Raw genomic sequence first — 20,281 nt, forward strand, 5'->3', positions numbered from 1 at the left:
GGAAATCGACTTTCCTTGTCACTCAAGATTTACGACCTTGAATTTATGGCCTCTCGTACCCCAGGATATGAACTCCGTTTTGGACCACCTATGGTTCCCGTTGTCCGAACTCTGATTTTAGTCAATGTCATCTTTTTCATTCTGCAACTTTTGACAAAACTCAGCTTTCACACTCCCCTTATGGAACTCTATTTGGGTCTCTCACCCGAACTTGTGTTCCGAGGATGGGTTTGGCAACTTGTGAGTTATGCATTTTTACACGGAAGTTTTATGCACATCCTCTTCAATATGCTGAGCCTTTGGATGTTTGGTTCAGAACTTGCTGAAATATGGGGGGAACGTGCCTTTCTCAAATTTTATTTTTTCACTGCCCTACTAGGTGGGATCGGAACCATCACAGCCCAATATTTGGGAATTCCACAAGGTGTTGTTGTCGGAGCAAGTGCCAGTATCTACGGGCTTCTTGTTGCGTATGGTATGACATGGCCGAATCGTGAACTTTTGGTATTTCTCATTTTTCCCATGAGAGCCAAATACTTTGTGATGATTGTGATGCTTATGGTACTGTTTGCACAAGGGGAACGAGTTGCACACTTTGCTCATTTGGGTGGAGCGATTGGTGGACTCATCCTTATGAAATTGTATACGGGTTGGAAAGGCACAAAGTCTTCCCTTCCCACGTGGTCACTCTCTCGTTACTTACAAAAACGTAGGTTTATGCGGTACCAAGAAGAAATGGCAAAACGAGAAAATGCCAAAACCAAAGTGGATGAACTCTTAGAAAAAATTTCTAAAAATGGAATGGAGTCTTTATCCCGAAAAGAACGTAAGTTTTTAAACGAAGCCTCACAAAAATACTTCAACGAGTGACAAAAAAAGTTTTTTTCTTTCCCCCTACTCCTCCAAGATCGCCTTACTACAATTTGGCGATCGAGGAATCCATTGCCATCCAAATGGTAAGTTCTGGGATCACTGCGGGGATCAGGTTGTGGAAAAACCCAGATTCCATCATCCTTGGGCTTTCTGAAAATCCATACCGCAATATCAAAGAAAATGTAGTGAATGAATATGAAAAAGAAGTAAGGGAATATGGATTTGGGAAAAAACCAAAACCAAACTTCTGTTATATTGCAAGGCGTGCGTCAGGTGGAGGGACAGTTTTCCATTCCCTTTCGGGGAATATCAATTATTCGCTTTATTTTAACTTAGAGGAACGAAAGGAATTATTCCCTGTCAAAGAAAGTTACGACCGTATTTTAGGAATCATTTCCAAATCCCTCTCCCATCAAAACATCCACTCTTTTGCCAAAGGGAAATCAGACCTTGTGTTAGAAAAAGAGGGTGTATTTAAAAAAATCTCAGGAAACGCACAGTTTCGAAAACGTAATTGTATTGTCCAACATGGAACTCTCATCTTAGAAGAAAGTCTCATTGAACGTGTTTCCGAAGTATTACACCACCCTCCAGAAGAACCGGATTACCGAAAGGAAAGAGGCCATAAGGATTTTTTAACCTCCATTCCTGGTTTTTTTTCCGAAGAAAAGTGGGCCATCGATTTGGTTAGGGAAGTTTTTTTGTATTTAGAAGAGCCACTTCCCTCCGATTTTTCAAACATTTCCTTCTTTGGAAGGGACTTTTCTACTTTTCGGAAACAAGTGCTCAGAGAATCTGAATTTATTCGCAAGAAGAAATACCAAAATCCAGAATACACACTCCACAGAGAAATTCCGACATGAGTTATTTACAAAAACAAGACCCTGAAGTTTATGCTGCCCTAAAAAAAGAAGACGAAAGACAAGAACATTCCCTCGAAATGATTGCGAGTGAAAACTTTGTTTCTCGCCCTGTTCTTGAAGCTTACCACTCTACACTGACCAATAAATATGCGGAAGGTTATCCTGGAAAAAGATACTACAACGGCTGTGAAAATGCTGATAAAGTAGAAGAACTCGCCATTGAAAGAGCCAAAAAAATGTTTGGCGCCGAATATGCAAACGTACAACCACATAGCGGTGCTCAGGCGAATATGGCGGTATTTCTTGCCACTCTCGAACCTGGTGATAGTTTCCTTGGAATGAATTTGGCACATGGTGGCCACCTAACACATGGTAGTGCAGTCAATATCAGTGGTAAATATTTCAAACCAATCCCTTATGGAGTGGATGAAAAAACAGAAACTATCAACTACGATGAAGTGGCAAAACTAGCCAAAGAACACAAACCAAAACTCATCGTTGTGGGTGCATCTGCTTACCCTCGAATCATCGACTTTAATAAATTTAGAGAAATTGCAAATGATATCGGTGCCAAAATCATGGCAGACATTGCGCATATCTCTGGTTTGGTGGTCGCTGGAGAACACCCAAGTCCTATTGGTGTATGTGATTTTGTGACTACCACAACTCATAAAACATTACGTGGACCTCGTGGAGGTCTCATTTTGTCTTCTTCTGAAAACGAAAAAGTTCTAAACTCACGAGTGTTCCCTGGAATCCAAGGTGGACCTCTCATGCATGTGATTGCTGCAAAAGCTGTTGCCTTTGGAGAAGCACTCCAACCAGAATTCAAAACCTACATCAAACAAGTTGTGAAAAACGCGAAAGTCCTTGCAGAAGTTTTCCAAAAACGAGGGTTTCGTGTGGTATCAGGTGGAACAGACAACCATATTGTTTTACTAGATGTGTCTGTAAAAGGTCTCACTGGAAAAGATGCAGCGGATGGACTTGATCATATCGGTGTGACTGTGAACAAAAACGCAATCCCATTTGATAAAAACCCTCCGGCTGTTGCTTCAGGGATCAGACTCGGAACTCCCGCTCTCACCACAAGAGGACTCAAAGAAAAAGAAATCGAAGCCGTTGGAAATTTGATTTGTGATTACTTAGATCATTTTGGTGATGTTACTTGGGAATCAAAGGTAAAAGCAGCTGTTAAAGAAATCACTGATGCTTTCCCGATGAAACATTTCCGATTGGAAGACTAATACCTACCAAATCAAAATATTTCTCCGTTCCGTAAATCCATCGGATAACGGATCGGAGAACGTTCTCTCAACAATCTCGACAGATTCTTTTCCATAAAATACTAAAGTGGAAGCCCTTGTTCCATACTGAGGAGTTTTGATGCGGACCGAGGAAAGACTCTTTTCCCGTTCGAGCCCAATCCCTGTGTCTGGTAAGTATTTCCCATCACTGACAAGTTCCGCATCATTTAACGAACGAAAGAGTTCCCATTCGATTTCGGATTTGGAAATATTTTTCTCCTGCCAATTTGTTACCAATGGTTTCATTTGGGACAAAAGTTTTTCCGTTTTTGGCCAATGGGTATCCCAACTGGCATTACTCACCGCATGAAACCCAAACTCCACTTTTTGGGTGGCAAATGGATCTCCACCGAGTGCGAACGCCTCCTTCCCATCAAAGAGGAATAAATTGAATCCTTCATAAAGGTTCTGGTTGGCCTTTACTTCGTTTGCATAGAGGGCTGAGGATACGGAGTCACTTGATTCTAAAAAACGAATCACAAGTTCCCCTCTGGATTTTGGATTGGGATGGTGGGGTTTTCGGAAATTACGAACATTGGTGAGGAAAGCAACTTTCCCATCTTTGTTCCCACCAAGCCAAGTCCCACCCGCTTTTAGATCTTTGCCTGCGATGATGGAAGGTTCTGTTTCCCAAACATGTAACCCCTCGGTGGGACGTTCAAAAAATTCATCACGGTTGGAGGCGACTACCAAAGGAAAATCTGGGTGGATGCCATAAGCAATACCAACTAAACACATCTTTTTTCAAAAGATCTTGTGCTTTGGTAAAAGAAAGCGAAAAACCTAAGAAATATTTGGATTGAACCCCAAAAACCATATGAAAACGTGAATTGCATTACGATATGAAAGCATTGGAAGCCATAAAAGCCGTCGCTATTTTCCAAGAATCTGTTTTGGATTGGCATAAAAAAGAAGCCCCCCATCCCAATCCCTATCCTGAGGGAACTTTAGAATTCACATTATACCAAAAAAACCACATCGATACCATCCAGTGGCACATCGAAGATGAAATCCGTAGGCCAGACATTGCGTTAGAAGAAGTTGTGGCTCTCAAACGGAAAATCGACAAATTGAACCAAGACAGAACTGATATGGTGGAAAGGTTGGATGATTTTGTCATCGAGATGTTTCGCACAGTGACACCAAAACCAGATGCAAGACTCAATTCCGAATCCCCTGCTTGGTTACTCGATCGAATGAGTATCCTAGAATTAAAAATTTACCATATGGAAGAACAGGTAAATCGGAAGGATTCATCTGCCACCAAAGAACATATTGATAAATGCCAAGCTAAGTTAACTGTATTACTCGACCAAAGAGAAGACTTAAAACAATGTTTAGAAGAATTGTTTGATGATTATGCCAAAGGGATCAAACGAGTCAAAGTATACCGACAAATGAAGATGTACAATGACCAAAATCTAAATCCATCTTTATATAAGAATCAAAAATGACAAACCTTCTTGTACTTCGGTTTTCAGCGATGGGAGATGTTGCCTTAATGACACCAGCTCTCATTGCAATCGCAGCAAAATATTCCAATATCCAATTAACAGTAGTTACAAGAGGAAACTTCGCACCATTTTTTTATAATATCCCCAACTTAAATGTATTAGGTATCAATCTAAAAAAATACAAAGGAATCCTCGGTCTTTGGAGGATGTACAGAGACATTGATAAACTTGGGCCATTTGGTTATGTAATCGACCTTCATGGTTCTTTACGTTCCAGGCTCATTGCCTTTTTTTTCCGATTAAAAGGTGTCCCTTATTCTAAGATCATCAAAGGTCGAAGAGAAAAATTAGCTCAAACTAGACGTTATAATAAAAAATTAAACCAACTCCCCCATACTGTGGAACGTTACTTAAATGTATTTCGAAAATCCGGTTTTGATGCACCAATTCGAAAAGGTCCATGGTTAAATGTAGATGGTGAATCCAAAATGTTCGCCAAAGATTATTTTAAATCCATTGGCATCGATAAAAAAGATGGGTTATGGTTTGGTTTTGCACCTTTTGCTGGACATGCACTAAAGGAATGGAGTTTTGAAAAATGCAAACGCCTTGTGGAAGTTTTAGTTTCTGAATTTCCTGATTGTCATGTATTCTTATTCGGTGGTCGCGATGAAGCCAAGGAATTGGAAATCTTAAAAAACAACCTAACACAAGTTCATATCGTACAAGGTGGTCATTTAGGGATTCGAGGGGAACTTGGGATTATGGACCGTCTGGATGTCATGATTGGAATGGATAGTTCTAACGTCCACATAGCAGCCTTATTAAAAAAACCAGTCATTGGGATTTACGGAACCACTCATCCCGTTTCTGGATTTGGACCATTTGCACAAGAAGATTCTGGAGTTTTGCAAGTTGACTTACCATGTAGACCATGTTCCATTTATGGGAATACAAAATGTTGGAGAGGTGATCACGCATGTATGGAACTCATCGATCCATTGGACGTTGTGAGAAGGATTCGCCTCATCCAAAATGTAAACACTCTCTGGTAATTGGGTTTCCTCTATCATAAAGAACGAATCGGAAGGGAAAATACTGTGAATCAAAAGTTATTCCGTTTGAGTTTGGCCTTTATCCTTCCTTTTCTTATTGATGTTATTTTTTTTACTCCTCTATTTTCCCAAGAATTTGATTCCCAATTCCAACAAGTCGAACTTCCTTCGCCTAACAAAAAAGACTACGAAGAACAAATCAAATGCCAAGATGGAATTTGTAAACAAATCAAGTTCACAGAAGATGGGAAATACTTAGATGAGGTTTGGAATGAACTGGGGAAAGGGGGAGGAAAAGTTGTCGTAGATTTTTTAGATTTCCCCATGTCATTCAGCGAATCACGAATGGAACCAATCGCTGAATACCTTCGTGAAATAGCAAAACGAGATGGTCATGTCAGTTTTGAACCCTTTTATATTGCGACAAGAGGGATCGGTTTTACAGACATTCCCGTCGTAAAAGATTTATTTGGATTATCATATAACATATACAGACGGATTCGATCTTTTGTCAAATTCGGAAGGATGGAATCTTATAACGCAAAAGTACTGTATCATCCAACAAACGGAAAAGTATTACAAGTTTTCTTTTTTCATAAAAATTATGGAAACCTTTGTGAAACTGTATATTCCACATGCGATCGCATTGAATACATAGATGACGAATTATTTGACAAACAACTTTCTTTACGTTTAAAAGAAACAAGACAAAGGAATATTGAAATTAGATTTGGCCAAACACCAGCTGTATTACCAACTGCAAAACTTGATATTGGCAATTTATTAGATTCAAATCGATCCGCAAGGCTTTATAAATGGCTCATCATTTCCAAAAAAACAGAAACTAAAACTGTAGTGAGAGAACGTTTTTTAAGTTTGGAACTAGCAATCAAAGCATTGGATTATACTCTTAGTGCCTATGAACTTGTTGAAGCAGTCCAGATGTATTTACCTGCCAGGTCCAAACAGGCAGAAGTGACTTATGAAGACACTGAAGAAGGAAAACAAGTTCGTTCCGTTGTTTTTTATCCACTTCCAGCCAAAGAATCACCTTAACACTTAGATCGTAATTAGAACTCAAATTTTGTTTTGTCGGTATTTCACAACTAATACAAACACAAGACAGGCAATGCCCGCAGAACCAGGGAAGAGTGTCGTGGTTAAGTTCCATTCAGCCAAAGCCAAAATCGCTAATGTGTTTCGGAATAAAAAGATCAAATAAAATCCAAGTGGTTCCGAGTGTGGCAAAACATAACCTTTTCGGATTGTGGGTATGAATCCAAGAGAATCGGCAAACGAAAGGACAAGGACAGCCGCAAGTGGGCTCGAAAAATAAAACCAAAAGGGCAAACTAGAAAATGCTAAAAGAAAAAAGAACCAGTCTGAGTTTGTAATTTTTATTTCGCCTCTTTTTTGATACGCATAGAGAGCCACAAGCAGAGTTGTAAAACCAGAGATGGCAATGGGTACAGTTCCAATTCCACCTTTTCCTACAAGTTGTGCAAAAAACACAATACAAGTTGTCACTCCCCAAATAATCCAAGAAAAAACATGAGGTTGGACTTTCCCCGTCCTGATTCCTTTTAAGTACGGAACGTACGCATAGAAAGTGAGCCCAACTGCTAGGGCACTGAGAAACGATCTAACCTCTATCCTCAAAGGATTTGTCATTGCATAAAATCAAAAAACAAATCGAAGATCGTTGTCTTTTTCACTTTGCCTTTCATTGCTTCAATGACTTTTCCATACACTTCTTCCATTGCATCCACACATTTTTCCATTTCATGCCCAGAAGCAACGTGAATGGAATGTTTGGAAAACTTAGAATACAAACTTGGATTGCGAACGATCTCAAGTGCACCTTGAGCGATTCCTTTTGCATCAAATGATTTTGCGATGAAACCATTTTCACCGTGACGGATGAGTTCAGGAAGAGCAAATGCATCAACACCAACAGCAGGAAGACCACATGCAATCGCTTCCAAAACAACCAAACCTTGTGTTTCCATAGTGGAAGCAGTTAAAAACACATCATACTGAGGGTATACTTCATGCAAAACTGCATTCGGAATAAATCCTTTGAATTCCACAGATTGATCGATGCTGAGGTGTTCTGCTTGGCGTTGTAAAGATGGAATTGCTGGTCCTTCACCAATGATAGTTAACGTGGCCTTAGGAAACTGTTCATGAATGAGTTTGAATGCATTGATGACGATATCACAATTTTTTTCATACGAAATTCGTCCTACATGCAAAAACTTCGGTGCTTCACCACTCAAATATTCTTTTGGTTTTCCTTGGAATCGTTTTAAGTCCATTCCATTGGAAACAACTGTGATCGGGCGAGTGATGCCATATTCAATCAACTGTTCTTTGATCAAATGACTAGGTGAAATGACCACATCACATCGATTATAGATATCATTACAAATTTTCAGAATGATTTTTTTTCGAATGTTGAAATTATCAAATTTTACAATTTTATCCAACTCTTCAACGTTTAACTTTTTTTTAAATTTGTTGGCTTTAAAAAATAATTTGTCGAGTTTGAAGAGTCGGTAAAAGGAAACATACATCTCCTGCTCTGCCATTAATGTGTGATAAGTTCCAATGGTAGGAACACCAAATCGTTCTGCAGCATTCACCGCATAAAGACCGAGAAGTCCCGGTGTATGGATATGGATGAGATCGGGTTTAAAATCTTCAATGATCCTTTTGATTTTTCCAGGAGAAGGTAAAACCACCTTAATATCTGGGTAACTTGGCAAATACCCCGATCGAAATCGAATCACTTGGATATTGTCAGTCATCCGATCAAAGTCCCCATCTCCATACTTGGGGGCACAAATACAAAATTGGTGGCCTCGGAGTGCCAAAAGCTCTGAAAAATTCTTAATGGAAACAGCAACCCCATCGGTTTTTGGCAAAAAAGTATCGGAAAAATATAAAACTCGCAACTGTTACCTCTTTACAAATGAGAGAAAAGGATTACTCTCATCCAAAGTTATGATTTACCGACTCTATCGTTCGTTTCTTGCCTTGTCCATCATTTCCTGTGCCCTTTCTGTTTCTCTAAGCCAACTTTTCTTATTGTTATCTTTTGTTTTTTTCCTTTTCCTCGACGAAAAACCCAAACTCTCAAGCCAAATTGTCAAAATTCTTTTTATTTTTTACCTCTGGCAAATTGTAACGGTTTTGTATCATTTCGCAGGTGATGGCTTTGATGTCACTTCCATCAAACATGCATTCCGCGATGAAATGAAAGATATCTTTTTAGTAACTGCTTTTGTATCAGTGCAAGGAATCAAAAAGGAAGATAAGACTTATTTATATAAATCATTCTTTATCTTTTCGACTCTAATTGTAATCTCTGGATTTATATCTATCTTTTCGATGACTCGTTTATCTAGGCTTATCTCTGATTTGTACAAAACATCTAGTTCCTGGCCATACCAACACCATTATGGTAACATTGGAAAACTAAATATTTATCTTCCCATTGGGCTCATGAATACGCATTTGACTTTTGGTGGACTGCTCGCATTTATTTTCCCAGGTTTTATATTTCGTTTATACGATTCTTGGTACAATAAATCCTCAAAAACCAAAATCACCATCGATGCTGTATTACTTCTTCTTGTCTCCATTGTCTTTTTATTTAATAATGCAAGATCATCTTTATTCGGAGCATTCGTGAGTGTTCTGTTTGGAATTTATATCCTTATTTTTGTCGACAAAGACATTTCCAAAAAAGTAATCAAACGAACCAGTTTCGCTATTTTTGCTTTTTTGATTCTACTCTTGATCGGATACCTAAGTACGAATGCCGTCAAACGAGTTGTAGATCCATTGTTTGGTGGAGAAAAACATACGGATTCAGGTAGAACATTTATTTGGGATTCAACGTTTCCACTGATTGAGGCAAATCCTGTTTTTGGGATTGGGTCAGGAAACTACCAAAAAGAAATCGAAGTTTCTAGGAAAACGAAAGAAAAAGAAAACCGAGAACTCGCTTTTTTTTATGAAGTAACACAAAGAGGCCATGCACATAACGATTACTTCCATTTAACAGCTGTATTTGGATTTCCACAAACTGTTTTCTATTTAGTCTTATTTGGCTGTATTTTATACACTCTTTTGAATCAAAATATACCAAAACACATTCGATTTATGACCTATGGACTTGTTGGTTTTTTCTTTTCTGGTTTATTACAATGTTACTTCCAAGATGATGAAGTTCTGATTGTATTTTATTTTTTACTTGGATATCTAAACTTATACGCAGAAGAAAATTTGAATTTATTACAATCGATAGGAAATAAGGAAAGTAGGACCAATACATGACATTAAAAAAATTATCTCCAAAAGGTGAATGGTTTGTTGATGAGTTCGGAAGTAAAGTAATCCTTCGTGGTGTAAACTTAGGTGGTGATACGAAAGTTCCCTACCCAAATGGTGGAACTCAATTTCCAACAGATTTTTCAGATCATAAAGAAGTAAGTTTTATAGGTAGACCTTTCCCTTTGGAAGAAGCAGATATCCATTTTACTAGATTAAAATTATGGGGATTTAATGCCTTACGCCTCTTAACCACATGGGAAGCAGTGGAACACAAAGGCCCAAACCAATATGATGAAGCTTACTTAGATTATTTTACAGAGATTGTTCGTTTAGCGGGTGAATACGGATTTTATGTTTTTATTGATTTTCACCAAGATGTTTGGTCAAGAATGACTGGTGGAGATGGTGCTCCCGGTTGGATCTTTGAAAAACTAGGAATTGATTACAAAAAACTATCGGAAGCGGATGCGGCAATTGTAATGCAACGCGCGTATGATTATTCCAATCCAGGCATTCGACAAGAAAATAATTATCCAACTATGTGTTGGTCGCAAAATTACCGTTATGCTGGGAATGGGATTTTGTGGACTTTATTTTTTGGAGGAAGGGATTTTGCTCCCAATTTCCTCATCGATGGGAAAAATGTCCAAGATTACTTACAAGACCACTATCTTGGATGTATGAAACAAATCGCAGAACGAGTGAAACAGTTTGATTTTGTTTTGGGTTTTGATTCTTTAAATGAACCTGGTAAGGGTTTTATCGGTCGTGCCATGAATGATCGCGGGTTAATCAATAAGGAAGAAGACCCATCCAAACCAGGACTTGCTTGGTCTCCTATTGATGCATTGTTCTCATCTCATGGACATTCCATTGATTTGCCTTACCTGACTCTTAAAGTTTGGAAAGGTGGTTTTGTACCTACAAAAACAGTTACCGTTAACCAAAACCAAAATTCGATTTGGTTACCAGAATCACCAGGGGATCCTTTCCAATTAGAAGGAGCTTATACCATCACTAAAGATGGAACCCCTTTCATCGAAAAAAATGATTTTTTCCAAAAGGTGAATGGTAAAGAAATTGATTTTGATAGAGACTATCTGATTCCATTTATGCGAACTGTTGGGAAAACGATTCAAGCCATTCGGAATGATTGGATGGTCTTCATTGAAAGAGAAGCTTCCGATGCATTCACTCATCCACACTTAAATGGAGAAGTTCCTAAACTTTCAGTGAACGCTGCACATTGGTATGATATTCTCACACTTTTATTCAAAACGTTTTTGTATCCAATCGCAATTGATACACTTACCAAACGACCTGTTTTTGGAAAGTCAGGGATTGAGGCCATGTATGTACGGCAACTAACAAGAATTAAAAATACTGCTGATTCCGTTCCAGGTAAAATTCCAAGTCTTGTAGGCGAATTTGGAATCCCCTTTGATTTGCAAGGTGGCAAAGCCTACAAGGAATGGAAAAAAGGAAATCACTCTCCTAAAATCTGGAAACGCCATGTCATGGCATTGGATGCAATGTACAATGCAATGGACAAACTATTTTTATCAAACACACTCTGGAACTATACTGCCTCCAATCAGAATGATTTGATGGTAGGTGATGGTTGGAACCAAGAAGATCTAAGTATATTCTCTCTGGATCAGATCATCCCTGGCTCAGACCCAGATGTCTATGGTGGAGGTGGAAGGGCCATCGAAGGATTTTGTCGACCTTATGCCGCAAGAATCCAAGGGACTCCAACCAAGATGGAATACAAATTAGATGCAAGAGAATTCATTTTAGAATGGGATTCAGATGTTTCCTTAAAAAATCCAACTTTGATCAAAATACCTAGATTCGTTTACCCAAATGGCGTACACCTTGTACTTTCCAATGCGGAAAAAATTTCCGAAACAAATGGAGAATTAACAGTCAAAGGAAATGGAGGGAAATCCTCGGTTATTGTTAGGCCATTATGATTGATTTAAATACCATCCTTCAAAAATACACATGGGAAGATTCGTGGAAATCAAAAGGGAAACCGATTGATTGTCTCTGGGAATTTGATTTGTCCGTGACGAGAGAAGAAATTTGGCCATATCTCATTGATACCTCATCTTTTAACAAACGGATCGGTCTCCCAAAATTTCAATATGTAGAAAAGGATGGTAAACTCATAGGGAAAACGAAACAAGCTGGTTTTCAACTTGAATGGGAAGAAGTTCCTTGGGAATGGGAATACCTAAAAGAATTAGGAAATGCTAGAATTTATTCACGAGGATTTGCACATTACATTCGAACCAAAATCATTGTAGAACCGTTAGGTGAGTCTCGCTCGAAAGTTTACGTATACTTAGGCGCGATACCTAGAAATTTTTTCACTCGAAAGATCTTAAACATTGCTTTACCAAGACTTAAGGAATCCTTCCAAAATGGATTCCAACAACTAGAAACTGAAATCAAACGTGGAAAGCCAAAATTCAATTTGAACTCATCGAAGGAAAAAACGTTCATTCCTGATGCCCAATGGATTCACCCCGAAAAATTAGAAAAACAAATTCCTATCTTAATCCAAAAGGGAATTTCGAAAGATACAATCTCTAAGGTATTCGAATGGATCAAATTATCATCTGATAATGATTTAGATCGAATCCGGATCAAACAAGTTTGTCGTATCCTAGACCTCGATCCAGACGAAGTCCTTTATTTATTTTTACAAGGATGCAGACTCGGTATTTTTACTTTAAGTTGGGATATTGTATGTCCACATTGCAGAGGTGTTAGAACTTCTCTCACAAAATTGGGTGATATGCCAGCAAAAGACCAATGTGACGTTTGTGAGATTGATTTTGATACAACTGGTGTCAACTCAATTGAAGTTACCTTTCATATCCATCCAAGTGTTCGTATAGTAGAAAAACAAATTTATTGTGCTGCAGAACCTGCAACCAAACAACATATTTTACTGACTAAAAGAATTGGAGCGAGGAAATCATTTTCTTCCAGTCTACTCATTGGTTCCGGTGTGTATCGATTACGTAAAAAAGGTGAAAAAAAATACAGGTTAGTAGATTCCAAACAATCCTACCAACAAACAGATATTCTATGGTTGCCAGAGACAAACGAAGAGGAAATCAAAGTTAGTCCGAAACCAAACTTAGTGTTTGAAAATGAATCCGAACATGATGTTACGATTGTCCTAGAAGAAAGAAGTGAAGACCAATTTAGTTTACGTCCAACCGAGATATTTGATTACCAAGAATTTCGTGATTTATTTTCAGAAGAAGCAATTGCCACCAATTTACAATTAGATATCGGAATTAAAACCATCCTGTTTACCGATATCGTTGGTTCTACTAAGTTCTATGAAACCGAAGGAGATCACGGTGCATTTTTGCAAGTTCGAGAACATTTTATCAAAACCAATCAAATCATTCAAAATTTCAGAGGTGTAGTTGTTAAAACCATTGGTGATGCAGTGATGGCAAGTTTTTCATCGCCTCTCCAAGCATTAAAAGCAGCGAAGGAGATGCAAGAATGGTTTCATCCAGAAAACAAACATACTCCTGTTCGCATTCGGATTTCCATTCATACTGGGAATTGTTTGGCAGTAAATTTAAATAGCAATATAGATTATTTCGGAAATACGGTCAACTACACCGCAAAACTGCAGTCAGTTGCAAATTCTGGAGAAATATCCTTCAGCGAAACTATTTTCAGGGACAAAGAGATTAGGGACTACCTTCGCCAAGGTGAAATCAAACTAAAGAAAGTGGAATTCCCCCTTCCCTGGGCCAATCGTACAGACTTCGTGTATGTCTGGAAAGTGTGAGGATCAACGTTTCTCTGGGATTGGTGGTACTTTGGTGGATATAAAACCATTGGTAATTTGAGGCTTATCATTAATCACTTTTATAAGCGTAATCTCTTTGTACTTATTTCCCGTACTTTCATCTTCTCTTATGAAGTCTCCATTTTCCAAAGTTAGTGTTAAGATATAATCTCTAATATTTGTATCATATCCCGCATAACAACTAATGTTCACTATTGACAACTCAATTTTTTCACAAAATTTATCTTCACAGGAATGTTGATAATACCATTGGTCATTTCTACGTTGTAATTTTCCATGTCCGGACAAGTCGTCTGGGACACGATCGGGACCTCCTCGCAATACTCTTATATTTCCAAATTGATCGATGAGATAGCGAAACGACTGTATATCGCTACTATACCAATCTCCATTATAAAAAATTTTATCTAATCTAGATTTCTTTAAAAATTCCATATATTGATAACATAGTAAATTTTCTTTTGTTTGGATACATCCATCTGCAATATTTTGAAATGGAGTCTTTTTGATACATCCTTTCTCTAGTTCCATATAAAATGGGTTATCCTTTTCAACTTCCAATTCTACTTTTTCCTTACATTGCAGAATGAAAAATAGAAGTACTATTAAAATAATTCTAGTTCGAACTTTCATACAATTCTCGTGTTTGTGGCTTTAATTCATAAAATTCAGATCGGGTTAAGTAATCGGATTCAATATTGGGAAGTTTTAAATTTTTCATTTTTAATTTTATTTCACTAGCAGAATAATTTTCTCGCAATAACTTACTATGATATATTTCTCGAATCCTTGCATTCGTTTCTGCTCTAATCCAACGATTTTGTACGCCTTTTCCCCCGGCTGATTCCGAGATCAGGTATTCCGTCACACCTAACGTAGGATTGATTTTTTTTCCGATGATGATATAGATATGATCTGATTTCATCGCATCTCGATTTGTTCCTTCAACTGTTTCCATTTTCCTCGTGATTCCAATGGTACCAACCTTTAGATCTGGGATGACACCTTTCGCCTTATGAGCTATCAATTCACTTTCCGTTGTGAGTCTTTCTGAAACTAATTTCGTAAAACTACCAGCTTGTCGGAAGTATTCCACTCCATTTTTGTGAACAAAACCAGCCTTAAATTCAGAAGCCATACGTTCCATTTCTTCGGGTGTTAAGTATACATCTGAATTTAAATTGGCAAAATTCCCTTTCTCTGTTAATCCCGCACCAAATAACACGGCACCTATGTATCGGATACAATCTGTCTCCGAAATTTTGCGAAATCCATTTTCATCTACCGTGTTTACAGCTGATGCAACTTCTTTTCCATCAATTAATTGGGATTGTTTGTATTTTATTTTGCTCATGAGGTTATCACCAAGGAGTTTGGCAACATTAGCGCAATGTAGGGATACAAGTTCATTCGTAGAAAGGTCGACATCTTCTGAATATTTAGAGATTTCATCCCCCAAACGTTTTACATAAGCATCTATTGTTTCCTTCTTTGGATCAAATGTAGCGTTTACCTTCGAAAGTGCATCACTGGAACTCACGTATTCCACGACCTCGGATCCTATGGGACGAACTGAACGAGATTCGCGTAACCGTTTGTATTCATTAAGGGACCTTTCCACTGCCTTAGACATGGGAACATCTTTTCCACCACGTTTTACTTTGATTTTCGCTTCAATTTCAGTGATATCCACTCCAGCTTGTTTCAATTCATAAAGTTTTTTTTCTGTATCTAACCTCGAGTCTTTCTGATAATCATCAATGATACTTGTTTTTAATTTGGAAATACGATCAGTTTCTTTTGCCGATAATGGTTCTTTTGTATTTCTAACATTCTCTTTAGTCTGATCAGGAGTGAACGAATCAGCATACCTACTAACAGATTCACCAAACCAAAAAAGTCCCTTTTGGATCGGGTCAGTCAAACGACTAAAAATAGAACGATCAGAATTGGCTTCAAATTTCATTTTGCCCATATCAGATCCAACTTGAAGGAAACTACTGCCTCCACTCATTCTATTTCGAAGTAAATTGAATGCTCCAAATCCACCTAACAATAAACTGCCGAACATCCCAATCTGTCCTGCTATATCAGAGAGAGGACTATCTCCTTCATTTTCAATCACATTCCCATTTTGATCGGTAACATCACTGGTATCTTGCGCCATATTGATATTTTGATTGGCAAAGTTAAATTCCTCAAGTTGGAATCCATCTTTCGAATTGGTTCCAATACTGACTCCCTGTAAAGTTGAAGTATACGAAATTTCATTTGGATCTATATTAGATATGACTCCGAGTTTTGAGTTTGGCTCTGTATATCCGACACTACCACTGAGTCCCGATCCCTTTAGATCATACATCAAAGAAAAATTCCAATTTTTCCTTGGGCCTTCACCTGAAGGGTTATAATTGAGACCAATTTTATAACTTTGATTCGATGTAAGCTCTGTCGCAAATTGTAGCTCTTTTGCGATTGCTTGTGAAAACTGTAAGGAGGAATTTCCTTTTTCAGCTATCGAATAACTTACATTATTGATTGAATTACCAATTCCAACACTTCCACCCCATCCATTTTGTTCCGAATATGTGACACCAACACCAGGCATCATACCTTTGAAAATACCTGTTTGGAACTTTCCAAATGAATTTGTCAGACCTAACAAAGAACCATTGGCAAATCCGGCAACTGCACCTTTCGTCCCTTCCTGACTACCAGCTGCTGTTTGTAAGATTGTCGTAGTGACCACTTGCCCCACTCTTGCCGTTGCGGGTATGACTCCCTTTGTCAAAACATTTGCAAATTTTCCAACTTTCGTAAGTGCTGAATTGGCACTGCTCCAAACTCCACTTGCACCTAAGGTGATAGCCAAAGAAGCTGAATTAATAACCGTTTGTCGAACAGCAGTATTTTGCGCTTTTTCTTCCGATTTTTTCTTCTGGTATTTTCCATACACTCCGTCGAGTGATTGTCTCACAAATGATTCATCAATCCCATATTCTTTTGCTAATTCTTTTGCTAACAATGATTTTCCAAATTCTGTCACCACAGCATTATTATCATTTAGATCAACATTAGAACTTTGGTGTTTTGTCCAATTGGCTTGTAAACCGAATGTCTGCAAAGTATAACCATAGTTAGCTAATGAATCAGAAGTCTGGTCTAAATTTCTTGCATTGGCAAATCGGTGGGCATCTGACATTAGATTGTAAATTTGGTCATCAGGGATACCAATAGCAACAACCGCTGTTTTGAGAATCCCTCCAATTGCTCCCGTGATTTGTGATCCGATATCTGAAATGATATCATTTGACATCGCTTTATCAGCTTTTTTTGCTTTCTGTTGCCCACGGATGTCTCCGATAAGTTTTGCAATAGTCTCCGTTGGTAAACCTGATGCTCGTGCAAGAGAAAGTGATACACTAGATTCTATAATTTGTTCTTCGTTTTTTTTGATTTCTTCCAGTCTTGTATTTGATCCTGAAATTTGTTGGTTTAATTTTTGATAATTTTTATCACCTATGAATTGTTTCGTTAGTGCCATAACACCCGATAAGGCTAAATTTATAGGCACAGTCGCCAATCCATTAGTCACCGTATCGATTGCCTGTATTGTGCTAGAAAGTGTTTTTCCTACGATCGTTTCTAAACCTTGCACTGGATTTTTGATGGAAACGTATTGATCTCTTGCATTGATTTTTTTGGCATTCAAACGACCTCGCATAAAATCGATTGCCATCGATGCCATTTGGATCTGTTTTTCATTCCCTCCTGATGCTTTGATCCAAACTTTTGCGATTTCGGTATTAATTGATGATTCTACCTTTCCCTTTAATGAAGCTTTCACACCCGCAACACCACCAGATAAATAGGCGAGTGCCATTTCCTGTACAAAAGAATCGATATTTTCTTGTGATTCTTTTTTAGTTACATACTTTTTATAATTATTTACATTTAGGGATTCAATGGCATTTAAATTTGTAATGAGCTGATTTTGGTCTTTTTTTAATGACTGAGTCACAAATGTATCAGCGATTTGATTTTTTCTTTTTTGAAGAACTTCCCAATCTTCCTCTGTCCATTCTGTAAAATAATCTTTTCGATCGACACTTTGAATTTTTCCAATAGTGCTCAATGAAATCTGTTTGCTTATCACAGACATTGAGGCATCATATTCTCCTTCTTTATCTCGAGCACCTAACATTCCATTGTAAATTTCTTTACTAATCGTGATATTTCCATTTTTTCCTGGATCAGAAACCACATATTCTTTTTTTAACAATCCATTACATTGTGTGACACTTGGATCATCATAACATTTTCCAAAGTTGGCTTTTTCTTCATCTGATAAACTCTTATAATCTGTGCTTCCAACTAAGATCATTTCTTCTTTTGTCAATTTTCGATCACCGATCACATCCGTGTTTAAACCATAAACGTATTGGTTGATCAATTTGTTTTGTTCCTTTTTTTGGAATTCCTCAAGTTCATGATTCATTTGGACAACACTTGCGTATTGATTAACCCCATAAACCGTCCTTTGGAATGTTTCAAGCAATGAACTTTGCCCAAGCTGTATTTCATGTAAATCATTCCCTAAAAGAGATTCATTTCGAAAACCCAATAGTCTCCCTTGGTCTTGGATTGTTTTAACATTGGTTTCGAATTGAAACGGTTCTCCTATGGAAACTTTTGTTGTTACATCCCCTCTTGCATACAATTCACTCCAAGATTTCCATCCTTTCTGATTTTCTTCTTCTAACTTTTGTAACCAATTTTCTTTCGACGATTCTAAGTTAATTCGATTTTTCTGGTATTCGAGTTTTGCTTCTTCTATGAGTCCCTCTCTTTCTTCAGACCAATTTCTAAAACTATCCGAATATTGTTTCACTCTTGATTCCCAATGGGTGATGGCTGGCAATAGTTTATCCGTAAAACTATTGTTTTGCTCTTTTAATTGTGAAAAATTAGTATCCCAATATAAAGACGTAGTATAGGAAGTGTCATCATACATTTCATATAAAACAGAATATCCGATAGCACCCATTTGGTATGAATAGGTTCCTGGAGTAAAAATTGTTAAATTTCGTTCCGCTTGCCAAAATCCATACTTATTCTTTCCATCTAAAATCAAATTCCCTTGAGTATGATATGCTTGTTCAAAAGGAACTCCCAACCCCATAATCGTGAAATTGTTAATAAAATGGTAAGCATCGGTATACAAATTGGCGTTGATCAGATTTTGCACCCTTCGACCGTCTCCCAACTTAGCATTAATCATATCTGTAAGCTGATGATAATCTGAATTATGAATGGAACGAAAAAATGATTGTAATTCCCAATCTTGAATCCCTGCAAATACCCCAACATCTCCAGGAATGTAACTCCAATTTTCATACTTAACATCACTTGATAATTGATTGTAATTTTGATTTCTCAATATCCATTCTGCTTCTCCAATATTAAAACTTGTTTTCGAATTGTTTAAATTAATTTGTAAGCCGGTTTGGTAAGTATAAATTCGATCATTGTAATAAGTCTGTTCAACTAATGCTTTATTGGATTCATCTGCTAAAAAGTCCCGCATCTTTGTTGCAACATTTGTAAACAACAATTCAGGATCCTTCGCATTCGAGGAGATTACATCGGAGATTTCTGTAATTAATTTAGAGAATATTTTACCTGCTTCGTTATAACTTCCATCAAAGTTTCGATACAAACAACCAGTTGTTATCTCACAAGAACCTTCGATTCCTTCTCTCATTTGTTGGATCATCGAATCTAAAGCCGTATATACCGTTTGCCTATATTCATCAATCGCATTCAAATTGTTAATGAATTGATTTTCTGTCTCTTGGAGAGTTGATAAGTATTTAACATAGTCTTTGTCAAGTGCTTCCAATGAAGAAGCAAAAGAGTCCAATCCCTCTTGTTTCGATTTTTCCCATTGGTATTCCCATTCTTCAGCTGCTCGTAAGATATTTTCCCGATTCTCATGTAACAACATCTCTTCCTGAGTGTATGATTCAAAAATGGTTTCTTTTCCTATCCTTTGGAAGTAAAGGGCATCAACTTTACCTGTTTCTAATTTCTCCAAAAAGCTGGCACGGTTTATAAAATAATCATTTACTAAATTACGCTCCCATTCTGAATAAAATACTGATGCTTCCGAAAACAAAGTTCGCCTTCTCTCATCCACATAACCTTCGTTTGTGATAAATGCATCTTCTCCAATTTCCTTTTTTAAAAGTTCATCAATCTGATGATTCGCCTCTGATTGCCAAGTAATCACCGCATTTGTCAATACTGACTCTACACCTTCCTCCCAATCTTGCAATGAAGTGGAAAAATACAATCTCCCATATAAATCTGCATATTCATTTGCCTGATAAGATGGGATCTCCCAGGTATCTTGCAGAGATTGGGAAAAAACATGATTTGAAATGAATAAATAATAACTAATGAAAACGAACGATATGGCTCTTAACCAAAAATGATATGATAACATAAAGAACCTCAGATTTAAGAGGTGAACCTT

General features: G+C 37.6%; 14 protein-coding genes. 9 read left to right on the forward strand and 5 right to left on the reverse strand.

Going from position 1 to position 20,281, the window contains the following annotated elements; genetic code table 11:
- Positions 1-45: 45 nt before the first annotated feature.
- Genes ND855_RS11595 through glyA form a run of 3 tightly spaced genes read left to right on the forward strand, consistent with a single transcriptional unit; the run spans position 46 to position 2,983 of the window.
- Positions 46-870, forward strand: a complete 825-nt coding sequence (locus ND855_RS11595) for a rhomboid family intramembrane serine protease (protein ID WP_265359392.1) — start codon at positions 46-48, stop codon at positions 868-870.
- On the forward strand, positions 867-1,736 hold the full coding sequence (locus ND855_RS11600) for a lipoate--protein ligase family protein (protein WP_322113537.1): 870 nt from the start codon (positions 867-869) through the stop codon (positions 1,734-1,736). Before ND855_RS11595 ends, ND855_RS11600 begins: the two co-directional genes overlap by 4 nt.
- A complete protein-coding gene (gene glyA / locus ND855_RS11605; protein WP_265358468.1) occupies positions 1,733-2,983 on the forward strand; it encodes a serine hydroxymethyltransferase in 1,251 nt (416 codons plus the stop codon). Before ND855_RS11600 ends, glyA begins: the two co-directional genes overlap by 4 nt.
- Before the next feature lie 3 nt (positions 2,984-2,986).
- Here glyA and ND855_RS11610 read toward each other — a convergent pair whose 3' ends face one another.
- Positions 2,987-3,781, reverse strand: coding sequence for an NRDE family protein (locus ND855_RS11610; RefSeq protein ID WP_265358469.1), 795 nt, complete (start codon positions 3,779-3,781; stop codon positions 2,987-2,989).
- 104 nt (positions 3,782-3,885) lie between these two features.
- On the opposite strand from ND855_RS11610, the gene ND855_RS11615 reads away from it, so the two are divergent.
- From ND855_RS11615 to ND855_RS11625, 3 genes are all read left to right on the forward strand, one after another.
- Positions 3,886-4,497 (forward strand): DUF4254 domain-containing protein, encoded by a 612-nt coding sequence (locus ND855_RS11615; protein WP_265358470.1) that lies wholly within the window; start codon positions 3,886-3,888, stop codon positions 4,495-4,497.
- Positions 4,494-5,552, forward strand: a complete 1,059-nt coding sequence (locus ND855_RS11620) for a glycosyltransferase family 9 protein (protein WP_322113538.1) — start codon at positions 4,494-4,496, stop codon at positions 5,550-5,552. Before ND855_RS11615 ends, ND855_RS11620 begins: the two co-directional genes overlap by 4 nt.
- A 96-nt stretch (positions 5,553-5,648) precedes the next feature.
- Complete coding sequence (locus ND855_RS11625; RefSeq protein WP_407658750.1) at positions 5,649-6,608, forward strand: hypothetical protein; 960 nt, start codon at positions 5,649-5,651, stop codon at positions 6,606-6,608.
- A 21-nt stretch (positions 6,609-6,629) separates the two neighbouring features.
- Here the strand turns inward: ND855_RS11625 and ND855_RS11630 are convergent, their stop codons facing one another.
- Positions 6,630-7,064 (reverse strand): hypothetical protein, encoded by a 435-nt coding sequence (locus tag ND855_RS11630; RefSeq protein WP_265358472.1) that lies wholly within the window; start codon positions 7,062-7,064, stop codon positions 6,630-6,632.
- 155 nt (positions 7,065-7,219) lie between these two features.
- Positions 7,220-8,509 carry a glycosyltransferase gene (locus ND855_RS11635; protein WP_265358473.1) on the reverse strand — a complete coding sequence of 430 codons (1,290 nt, stop codon included), beginning with the start codon at positions 8,507-8,509 and terminating at the stop codon, positions 7,220-7,222.
- Positions 8,510-8,558: 49 nt separating this feature from the next.
- Here ND855_RS11635 and ND855_RS11640 point away from each other — a divergent pair, with 49 nt between their 5' ends.
- The 3 genes from ND855_RS11640 to ND855_RS11650 are packed head-to-tail and all read left to right on the forward strand — an operon-like array spanning position 8,559 to position 13,722.
- Positions 8,559-9,896, forward strand: coding sequence for an O-antigen ligase family protein (locus tag ND855_RS11640; protein ID WP_265359393.1), 1,338 nt, complete (start codon positions 8,559-8,561; stop codon positions 9,894-9,896).
- Entirely contained in the window at positions 9,893-11,869 is a 1,977-nt protein-coding gene (locus ND855_RS11645; RefSeq protein WP_265358474.1) for a glycoside hydrolase family 5 protein, read from the forward strand. The genes ND855_RS11640 and ND855_RS11645 overlap by 4 nt, the downstream gene beginning before the upstream one ends.
- Positions 11,866-13,722 (forward strand): adenylate/guanylate cyclase domain-containing protein, encoded by a 1,857-nt coding sequence (locus ND855_RS11650; RefSeq protein ID WP_265358475.1) that lies wholly within the window; start codon positions 11,866-11,868, stop codon positions 13,720-13,722. Before ND855_RS11645 ends, ND855_RS11650 begins: the two co-directional genes overlap by 4 nt.
- A 3-nt stretch (positions 13,723-13,725) precedes the next feature.
- Here ND855_RS11650 and ND855_RS11655 read toward each other — a convergent pair whose 3' ends face one another.
- Positions 13,726-14,376: a hypothetical protein gene (locus ND855_RS11655; protein ID WP_265358476.1), complete on the reverse strand. Its 651-nt coding sequence runs from the start codon at positions 14,374-14,376 to the stop codon at positions 13,726-13,728.
- Entirely contained in the window at positions 14,360-20,251 is a 5,892-nt protein-coding gene (locus ND855_RS11660) for a TIGR04388 family protein (RefSeq protein ID WP_265358477.1), read from the reverse strand. The genes ND855_RS11655 and ND855_RS11660 overlap by 17 nt, the downstream gene beginning before the upstream one ends.
- Positions 20,252-20,281: the final 30 nt, after the last annotated feature.

The organism is Leptospira paudalimensis (assembly GCF_026151345.1).
Taxonomy (GTDB): Bacteria; Spirochaetota; Leptospiria; order Leptospirales; family Leptospiraceae; genus Leptospira_A; species Leptospira_A paudalimensis.

Excerpts from the sequence above, each read along its gene's own strand:
- ND855_RS11595 (WP_265359392.1), top strand. The coding sequence starts at position 46 with ATGGCCTCTCGTACCCCAGGATATGAACTCCGTTTTGGACCACCTATG.
- glyA (WP_265358468.1), top strand. The coding sequence starts at position 1,733 with ATGAGTTATTTACAAAAACAAGACCCTGAAGTTTATGCTGCCCTAAAA.
- ND855_RS11610 (WP_265358469.1), bottom strand. The coding sequence starts at position 3,781 with ATGTGTTTAGTTGGTATTGCTTATGGCATCCACCCAGATTTTCCTTTG.
- ND855_RS11615 (WP_265358470.1), top strand. The coding sequence starts at position 3,886 with ATGAAAGCATTGGAAGCCATAAAAGCCGTCGCTATTTTCCAAGAATCT.
- ND855_RS11620 (WP_322113538.1), top strand. The coding sequence starts at position 4,494 with ATGACAAACCTTCTTGTACTTCGGTTTTCAGCGATGGGAGATGTTGCC.
- ND855_RS11640 (WP_265359393.1), top strand. The coding sequence starts at position 8,559 with ATGATTTACCGACTCTATCGTTCGTTTCTTGCCTTGTCCATCATTTCC.
- ND855_RS11645 (WP_265358474.1), top strand. The coding sequence starts at position 9,893 with ATGACATTAAAAAAATTATCTCCAAAAGGTGAATGGTTTGTTGATGAG.
- ND855_RS11650 (WP_265358475.1), top strand. The coding sequence starts at position 11,866 with ATGATTGATTTAAATACCATCCTTCAAAAATACACATGGGAAGATTCG.
- ND855_RS11655 (WP_265358476.1), bottom strand. The coding sequence starts at position 14,376 with ATGAAAGTTCGAACTAGAATTATTTTAATAGTACTTCTATTTTTCATT.
- ND855_RS11660 (WP_265358477.1), bottom strand. The coding sequence starts at position 20,251 with ATGTTATCATATCATTTTTGGTTAAGAGCCATATCGTTCGTTTTCATT.